Source organism: Candidatus Woesearchaeota archaeon, from assembly GCA_018675335.1.
Classification (GTDB): Archaea; Nanobdellota; Nanobdellia; order Woesearchaeales; family UBA11576; genus JABJCP01.
In genome coordinates this window covers 292,468-299,944 of sequence record JABGYH010000001.1, presented here as the reverse complement: position 1 = coordinate 299,944, position 7,477 = coordinate 292,468, and the positions used below count along the sequence as shown (strand labels likewise).

The 7,477-nt window shown below is 30.2% G+C and carries 8 protein-coding genes; 6 read left to right on the top strand and 2 right to left on the bottom strand.

Features of this window, described 5'->3' with window-relative positions; all coding sequences use genetic code 11:
• Window positions 1-136, top strand: a 136-nt coding sequence (locus HN587_01455) for a hypothetical protein (protein ID MBT7902499.1), incomplete at its 5' end; no start/stop codon positions are given.
• Window positions 137-242: 106 nt separating this feature from the next.
• Window positions 243-899: a class I SAM-dependent methyltransferase gene (locus HN587_01450; protein ID MBT7902498.1), complete on the top strand. Its 657-nt coding sequence runs from the start codon at window positions 243-245 to the stop codon at window positions 897-899.
• A 36-nt stretch (window positions 900-935) separates the two neighbouring features.
• On the opposite strand, the gene HN587_01445 is transcribed toward HN587_01450, so the two are convergent.
• Both HN587_01445 and HN587_01440 read right to left on the bottom strand, forming a co-directional pair.
• Window positions 936-1,358, bottom strand: coding sequence for a peptidylprolyl isomerase (locus HN587_01445; GenBank protein MBT7902497.1), 423 nt, complete (start codon window positions 1,356-1,358; stop codon window positions 936-938).
• A 189-nt stretch (window positions 1,359-1,547) separates the two neighbouring features.
• Window positions 1,548-2,399, bottom strand: coding sequence for a hypothetical protein (locus HN587_01440; GenBank protein ID MBT7902496.1), 852 nt, complete (start codon window positions 2,397-2,399; stop codon window positions 1,548-1,550).
• 124 nt (window positions 2,400-2,523) lie between these two features.
• Here HN587_01440 and HN587_01435 point away from each other — a divergent pair, with 124 nt between their 5' ends.
• From HN587_01435 to HN587_01420, 4 genes are all read left to right on the top strand, one after another.
• Entirely contained in the window at window positions 2,524-3,120 is a 597-nt protein-coding gene (locus HN587_01435; GenBank protein ID MBT7902495.1) for a hypothetical protein, read from the top strand.
• Between the two features lie 82 nt (window positions 3,121-3,202).
• Window positions 3,203-4,261: a hypothetical protein gene (locus HN587_01430; GenBank protein ID MBT7902494.1), complete on the top strand. Its 1,059-nt coding sequence runs from the start codon at window positions 3,203-3,205 to the stop codon at window positions 4,259-4,261.
• Between the two features lie 298 nt (window positions 4,262-4,559).
• The gene (pyrG, locus tag HN587_01425) at window positions 4,560-6,260 is read left to right on the top strand and encodes a CTP synthase (glutamine hydrolyzing) (GenBank protein ID MBT7902493.1); all 1,701 of its coding nucleotides are present in this window, start codon (window positions 4,560-4,562) and stop codon (window positions 6,258-6,260) included.
• A 138-nt stretch (window positions 6,261-6,398) separates the two neighbouring features.
• A complete protein-coding gene (locus HN587_01420; protein ID MBT7902492.1) occupies window positions 6,399-7,475 on the top strand; it encodes a protein translocase subunit SecF in 1,077 nt (358 codons plus the stop codon).
• Window positions 7,476-7,477: the final 2 nt, after the last annotated feature.

Genomic DNA, 7,477 nt, shown 5'->3' with positions numbered 1-7,477 from the left:
AGGTTGGGTTTTGAATAATAATGGTGTTGCTATTCCTCTTGAGGGTAGAGATGGTATTACTAATTTGGTGCCTGGTAAGGGGTATTGGTTTAAAACTTCATATGCGAATAATTTTAATGTAACTATTACTAATTGAGGTGTCTTTGACAATTAATGGGTTGTTTTAAATTTCGATTTTAAATTGAATGATTAACCAATCATTTTTTAAATAGTTGTCTAAATTAAGTTATTAAATTAAAAAAATGACTACAAAAAAAACTACTAAAAAAACAGAACATTACTTTTCAAAAAAACAAACTAGTGAGTTTAAAATAGACAAGATTATCTTTAATTTACAAGGAGATGAGTTTAAATTCTGTGTTGCTCCCGGAGTATTTAGCAAAAATAAAGTCGATAAGGGTACTGAAGTTTTAGTTAAAAATATGATCATTATTGATGGTGATAAAGTACTTGATTTAGGTTGCGGATATGGAGTTGTAGGCGTAGTCGTTAAAAGTTTAAATTCGGACTGTTCAGTTGTATTTACTGATTCTAATGAACGAGCAATAATTTTGACTCAAAAAAATCTAAGATTAAATAAAATAAAATTTAGGCCTAAAGATATTCGTGTAGGTGACATGTATCAAAAAATAAAACCTGGTGAGCAGTTTGATACAATTTTACTTAATCCACCCCAAACTGCAGGGAAAAAAGTTTGCTTTGCAATGATTGAGAAATCAAAAGATTTTTTAGTTGAAGGCGGGCGATTACAATTAGTTGCAAGACACTCAAAAGGTGGGAAAGACCTTTCTAAAAAAATGAATTTAGTATATGGTAATATGAGAGAAATTGCAAAAAAAAGTGGGTATCGAGTTTATTTAAGTCAAAAAATATCTGAATCTTTAAAAAAAGAAATATAGAATTATAAAAATATTTTTTCTTGTTGTTTTATGTTTTTAGCAATCAACTAATTCTATTTTGAATTGTAGAGTTTTATCTGCTAAAGGATGATTTAAATCAAGAAATACTTCTTCTTCTTTTACTTCAACAATTTTTGCCGGAATTAATTGTTCTTCTGGACCTTCAAGTGTTAGAGTAGAACCAATTTCAATATCTATGTCTTCAGGAACTGCATCTAAAGGAACTGATTGAATTAACATATCCATTCTAAAACCATATGCTTTTTCAGGAGGAATCATAACTGATCTTGTTTCTCCTTTTTGCATTCCTAATACTGCTTCATCAAAACCGCGAATCATTTCGCCTGCGCCCACTTCAAATTTTACTGGACTTTCTTTTTTAGAGGAGTCAAAAATAGAACCGTCTTCTAATGTTCCTGTATAATGTACTTTGATAATATCTCCTTTTTTTACGCGCATATTTAAGCACCTCCTCTATAAATACTCATCAAGGGAAAAAGAAAAATAAATTATTTATAAACCTTGTTGTTTTTAACTAATTTCTCGAGAGTAAAATAATTTTTTAAATTGTTATTTTTAAATAATATTTTAGTTTGAGTTCAAAATTGGATTTTGATTGTAGTTAAGAATGAGTGTGTGTTGTGTATTTTATTTGGATATTTTAATGGTTACAATTTTGTTTTGGATGTTAGGATATTTGTGAGGATACTTAACTGAGCGATATGTTGTGCATTTTGGAAGTATAATTCTTTTGTTTTTGATAAATTCTTCAGGAAAATAAGGAATTAAATTTAGTTCAGAAAATACATTCATCCAAGACTCCCAATTCCATTCATTTTCTTTCCAAATTAATTGATCTAAATCTCTTAAAATTAACATAAGCAAAACTAAAGTTGTTGCTAAAAGAACAACTAAGACTATTGATGCAGGAGTATTGTTATTAATTATGAATAAACAAAATAATATGATTGTTCCTAAAATTATGATGCTCCCCCATTCAAAAGAGGACATTTTATCTTTAGTGAGGTATACAATTTTTTTATTTTGAATATTTAATTCTTTAAGAATATCTAAAATTTTTTCATAATTTTCTTCTTTTTTAGTTGATTTAAGTTTAAGTTTAACTATATAATCAATTAATTTTAAAAATTTAGGTTGAGTTTTTGAATAATCTTCCAATTTATAGTCCATTGTTGAAATTAGCCAATCATCAATTAAGCTTTTGATTTTTTTGTGGATTTTTGTGTTCCAGACTGATGAGAATTTATCAATTATTACGACTAACGCATCTCCCGCATTCATTTGTTCTCGTAGTTCTTTTAATCTGGCATGTCTATCGGAAATAGAAAATGCAATAAACAAACCAAATAAAAATGATGAAACTGAGAGAAGTGAAACCATTAATTGGGCATAACCTGTTCCTGGAATGAAAACTGCAATACTTGAAAATAGAACTATTGCTAAAAATATGCCTTCGTGAATGTCCAACCTCTTTTTCATGTTTAAATAAGATATAAAACAAATTAATTTATAAACTTTCTTTTTTTTAGATAAGTTTGTTAGTAAACCTAATATTTGTTGGTAAAATTAATGAGCATAAAAAATTAAGTGATAAATTAAAAAAATGGCATTTTTATCTTTGATGGAAATTGTAGACATAATAATTATGAGTTTGGCAGTTGGATTTATCTTTAAAGATATGTTTAAAGCTCCAAAACATTTAGGTCATGATCCTTTAGCGTATTATAAACGACATTCATCAACTCTTCAAAATTTTTTTTCTGATGATTTTAAATTTGCAGTAATGGTAACTGCACCTGCAATTATTTTACATGAGTTTGGTCATAAGTTTGTTGCAATGGCACTTGGGTTTACTGCAACTTTTCAAGCAGCATATACTTGGCTGGGGTTAGGAATTGTATTAAAATTGGTAATGCCTGGATTCGTATTTTTTGTTCCAGCATATGTTTCAATTTATGGGCTGGTTAGTCCTTTACAACATGCGGTTATAGCATTTGCGGGTCCTGCAGTTAATTTACTTATTTTTGTAGTATGTTTTGGATTATTAAAACACCCTCGATTTGTGAGACATAATAAAAAATGGATTCCTGCACTGCATTTAATGAAACGAATCAATATGTTTTTATTCATATTTAATATGATTCCAATACCTGGTTTTGATGGATCAAAAGTACTTGCAGGTTTATTGGCTTTGTTTTAGTATTGATTATTTTGTATTGACTATTTTCTAGCATATTTGATTATAGAAATTAATATAAATTAAGTCTTTGTTCTATTTATTTATGGATGCAAATCAAAAAATGAACTGGGCAGGAATTGGAGTTGGGATATTTTTACTTACTACTTGCAATCCTGCGGCTCAAACTCCTCCGCCTCGAGATAATTCTTTTGAATCTGATGTGTCTGGTGAAGTACGAGATGCAAAATTTACTGTTGTGCAAGAACCTCCATCGGATGTTGATGTATCTTTGCCTGCGTTTTCATTACCCGAATCTGATTTATCTAATTTAATTTTGGGCCCTGATTTAATTGGAGACTCCCAAGTTGAACCAACAAAATTAGGTTTATTAAATAATCCTGGATTAAATAATTTAGCAGTTGATCATTCTGCATTTTTTCCAAGAGAAGTTATTTCGGGAATTGAGGGATCGGATTTAGATGTAGATTCAATTTTGCAAGCAGACTCTTTTGGTTTTGGACTTGGAACTGCGAATTCGGTTATTTCTTTTTCACCCCATACTATGCTTGGTGCAATGAACTTTGGAGGTATTGGTGCTCCGGGTGGGTTGATAGAAGATTATTCAATTCTTGCTGCGTATTCGCAATTTGGTCGAGGTGCTACTAGTTTTGGATTAACTTATCATTCTGGAACTTCTTTTAATATAACAATAACTAAACAACAATTAGAGAATTTATTGGATCCTGATATTATGCCAAATCCTCCTGTTGAAACTGAAATTGATTTTGAAGTTTTTTGTAATTCTTATGGGGTTGGAACTGATCATAATTTTACTAGATCCTGTCCTTCTGGTGTTTATGTTAAATTACTCGAATTTATTCCTGCTTCTTGTAAAGAATTTAATGTTTCTTTAGAACATTTTGATTCAAAGGAAGCATACGACGCATTTAATGAAAAATGGAAAACGCAATGCACTGCAAGAGCAGATGTTGATGGAAGAACTGCAAGAATGCTAGTTATTGGGTTTGAAGATTATGCAACATTAATTAGGTTGGATGAGTCTTCTAATTTAGGTGTTGGAGGGATGATGCTTCAAGTTCCAACATATTCTCGATTTAAAAGAATGCCTTCTTTAAATTCATTGCCAGGCTATACATTTTAATTTTTTTTAATCATTTTTTGATCATATCTGAGATTATATTTGTACCTTATTGTTGTGATTGAAGTTTCTCATCAAGCAATCGTTATAAAGATTTATATAATATTTTTCATTATTTATTTATTATTTTTATTTTAAATTAAATTTGTTATTTGATGAGTATTTGATGAGTATTTGATGAGTATTTGATGAGTATTTGATGAGTATTTGATGAGTATTTACTGAGTATTTAATGAGTATGTGGGTTGTAATTTGATTGGTAATTAAACAAGTAATTAAATGTAAAAGAGTGTGAAATATTATGTCTGCGAAGAAATCAAAATTTAAAGCAATTATTGTTACAGGAGGAGTTATTTCGGGACTGGGAAAAGGAATTGCTGCTGCAAGTATTGGATATTTACTTAGTTCTAAATTGAAAATAGTTCCAATGAAACTTGACGGGTATTTGAATGTTGATCCTGGAACTATGAATCCTGTAGAACATGGAGAAGTATTTGTTCTTGATGATGGTGGAGAAGTTGATATGGACTTTGGACATTATGAACGGTTCTTAGGAGTTACTTGTAAATTCGGACAAAATCTTACTATGGGTAAAGTATTTGCAGAAATACGTCAACGTGAAAGACGAGGAGATTATTTGGGTAAGACTGTTCAATATATACCTCATGTAGTTGACTTTATTAAAAGTAAATTTTTTGAAGTTGCAAAAAATGAAAACGCAGACATTGTTTTAATTGAAGTTGGAGGAACAGTAGGCGATATTGAAAATGAACTTTATATTGAAGCATGTAGACAATTATCTCACGATTTAGGATCTGAAAATGTTTTGTATGTTCACTTAACTTATGTTCCAATCCCTACAGGTGTTGGTGAACAAAAAAGTAAACCAACTCAACAAAGTGTAAACTTACTTCGCGAAAGAGGAATACAACCTGATATTATTGTTGGTAGATGTGAAGAATTTCTAACTGAACGAATAAAAGAAAAAATAGCTGCGTTTGGTGGAGTTAGTAAAACTGCAGTTGTGTCTGGCGTTGATGTAAATAATGTTTATAAAATTCCACTCGTTTTTGAAAAAGAAGGAATCTGTGAAATAATTCATAAAAAATTAAAAATTTATAGTCCTCCCGATTTAAAAAAATGGAATAAGTTATTGACAACTCTTGATAAGCCAACTGGAGAAATTACAATTGCTATTTGTGGTAAATATACTGCGCTGGCAGATAGTTATGCAAGTATTAATGAGGCATTAATGCATTGTAGTGCACACTTTAGAAAAAAAATTAGTTTAAAATTTATTGAAACCACTGAGATTGAACAAAAAAAACAAACAGTTAAACAAGCACTCAAAGGAGTAAGTGGAGTTATAGTTCCAGGTGGTTTTGGAAATCGTGGAACTGAAGGAAAAATTGAAGTAATCAAATATTGCAGGCAAAATAAAATGCCTTTTTTAGGAATTTGTTTAGGACTTCAATTAGCAGTAATTGAATTTGCAAGACATGTTTGTGGACTTACTGATGCTAATAGTACTGAAATTAATTTAAAAACACCCCATCCTGTTGTAGATATTATGCCTGAACAAGCACAGATAACTAATAAAGGTGGGACTATGAGACTTGGAGCTTACAAAGCAATTCTTAAATCAAAAACTTTAGCAACTAAATTATATAGGGAAGGAATTGTTTTTGAACGACACAGACATAGATATGAAGTAAATCCAGAACATCATAAAATCTTACAAAAAAAAGGATTAGTGTTATCTGGATTATCTGAAGATGGGCTACTTGCAGAATTTATTGAATTGCCCCAATCAGAACATCCTTACTTCATAGCAACGCAAGCGCACCCAGAACTTAAAAGTCATCTTGAAAGGCCTGCGCCATTATTTTTTGGATTAATTGATGCCGCAATAAAATCAAAACTTGCAATTGAAAAAAAATCTTCAAAACTTAAAAAATATTCTAAATCCAATAAGGGTGCTAAATCATCTAAAAAGAGTTAAAAAAAGCTTGGTTAGTTTTTTGGGGTCGTAAAGATCTTATTTTTTTATTCTTTCCTTTTTAATCCGTTTAAATTCATTTTTACTCAATTAAAAACATTAGAAACATTTATTAATAACCCCTAATTTGAACAAACATATATGGCTTCAAGGCGAGAAAGAAGACTACTTAGGCATAAAGGCGTAAGATACAATAAAGATGGATCTGCAGAAGAAGGCAGCATTACACCAGTAACTAATCAATCAAGTACTACTAAATCAAGTTCTCACACAAAATCACATTCACACAAAAAAGGTAAAATTCCTCCTAAAAATTTCTTTAAAAAATTAATGTTTTATTATGAACATGAATACAAAAAATTATTCTTTATACCTGTTGCGATGCTTCTTATTGCGTTTGTAATAATTGGTGCAAATTTTGCAGTAACTGGAGAATTTGTAAACAAAGGAGTTAGTCTAAAAGGTGGAATCACAATAACAATTCCATACAATGATAGAATAACTTCAGTTGATAATGAAGTATTGCAATTAAATTTACGTGCATTATTACCTGGATCAGATGTGAGTGTAAGAGCTCTTTCGGAAGCAGGATATCAAAAAGGAGTAATTGTTGATGCATCGGATACGACTCCAGATCAATTAATCGCATCACTTAAACAACAACTTCCTAATTTACAAAAAGCAGATTATACTATTGAAACAATAGGATCAAGTCTTGGACAGAGTTTTTTCAAAGAAATTATCACTGCATTAATTTTAGCGTTTATATTTATGGGAATTGTAGTTTTTATTTATTTTAAAACAGTAGTTCCATCACTGGCAGTAATTCTTGCAGCATTTAGTGATATGGTAATTACTCTTGCAATCGTTGATTTGATTGGATTAAAATTGAGCACTGCAGGTATTGCAGCATTTCTAATGTTGATTGGTTATAGTGTTGATACAGACATATTACTTACGACAAGAGTTATTAAACAAAAAGAAGGAACAGTATTTGAGAGAGTGATTAGCGCTGCTAAAACTGGGTTGACTATGAACATAACTACCTTGGCTGCACTCATAATTGCATTCATATTTACTCCATCTGAAGTATTAAAGCAAATCATGCTCATATTAATAATTGGATTACTTGTAGACATAATTAATACTTGGTTACAAAATGCAGCAATTTTAAGATACTATATAGAAAAGAAAGGCGATCGCGCAGAAAAAGCATAAAA

Bases quoted from the DNA above. Each gene is read 5' to 3' on its own strand.
- HN587_01450 (MBT7902498.1), top strand. From the start codon at position 243: ATGACTACAAAAAAAACTACTAAAAAAACAGAACATTACTTTTCAAAA.
- HN587_01445 (MBT7902497.1), bottom strand. From the start codon at position 1,358: ATGCGCGTAAAAAAAGGAGATATTATCAAAGTACATTATACAGGAACA.
- HN587_01440 (MBT7902496.1), bottom strand. From the start codon at position 2,399: ATGAAAAAGAGGTTGGACATTCACGAAGGCATATTTTTAGCAATAGTT.
- HN587_01435 (MBT7902495.1), top strand. From the start codon at position 2,524: ATGGCATTTTTATCTTTGATGGAAATTGTAGACATAATAATTATGAGT.
- HN587_01430 (MBT7902494.1), top strand. From the start codon at position 3,203: ATGGATGCAAATCAAAAAATGAACTGGGCAGGAATTGGAGTTGGGATA.
- pyrG (MBT7902493.1), top strand. From the start codon at position 4,560: ATGTCTGCGAAGAAATCAAAATTTAAAGCAATTATTGTTACAGGAGGA.
- HN587_01420 (MBT7902492.1), top strand. From the start codon at position 6,399: ATGGCTTCAAGGCGAGAAAGAAGACTACTTAGGCATAAAGGCGTAAGA.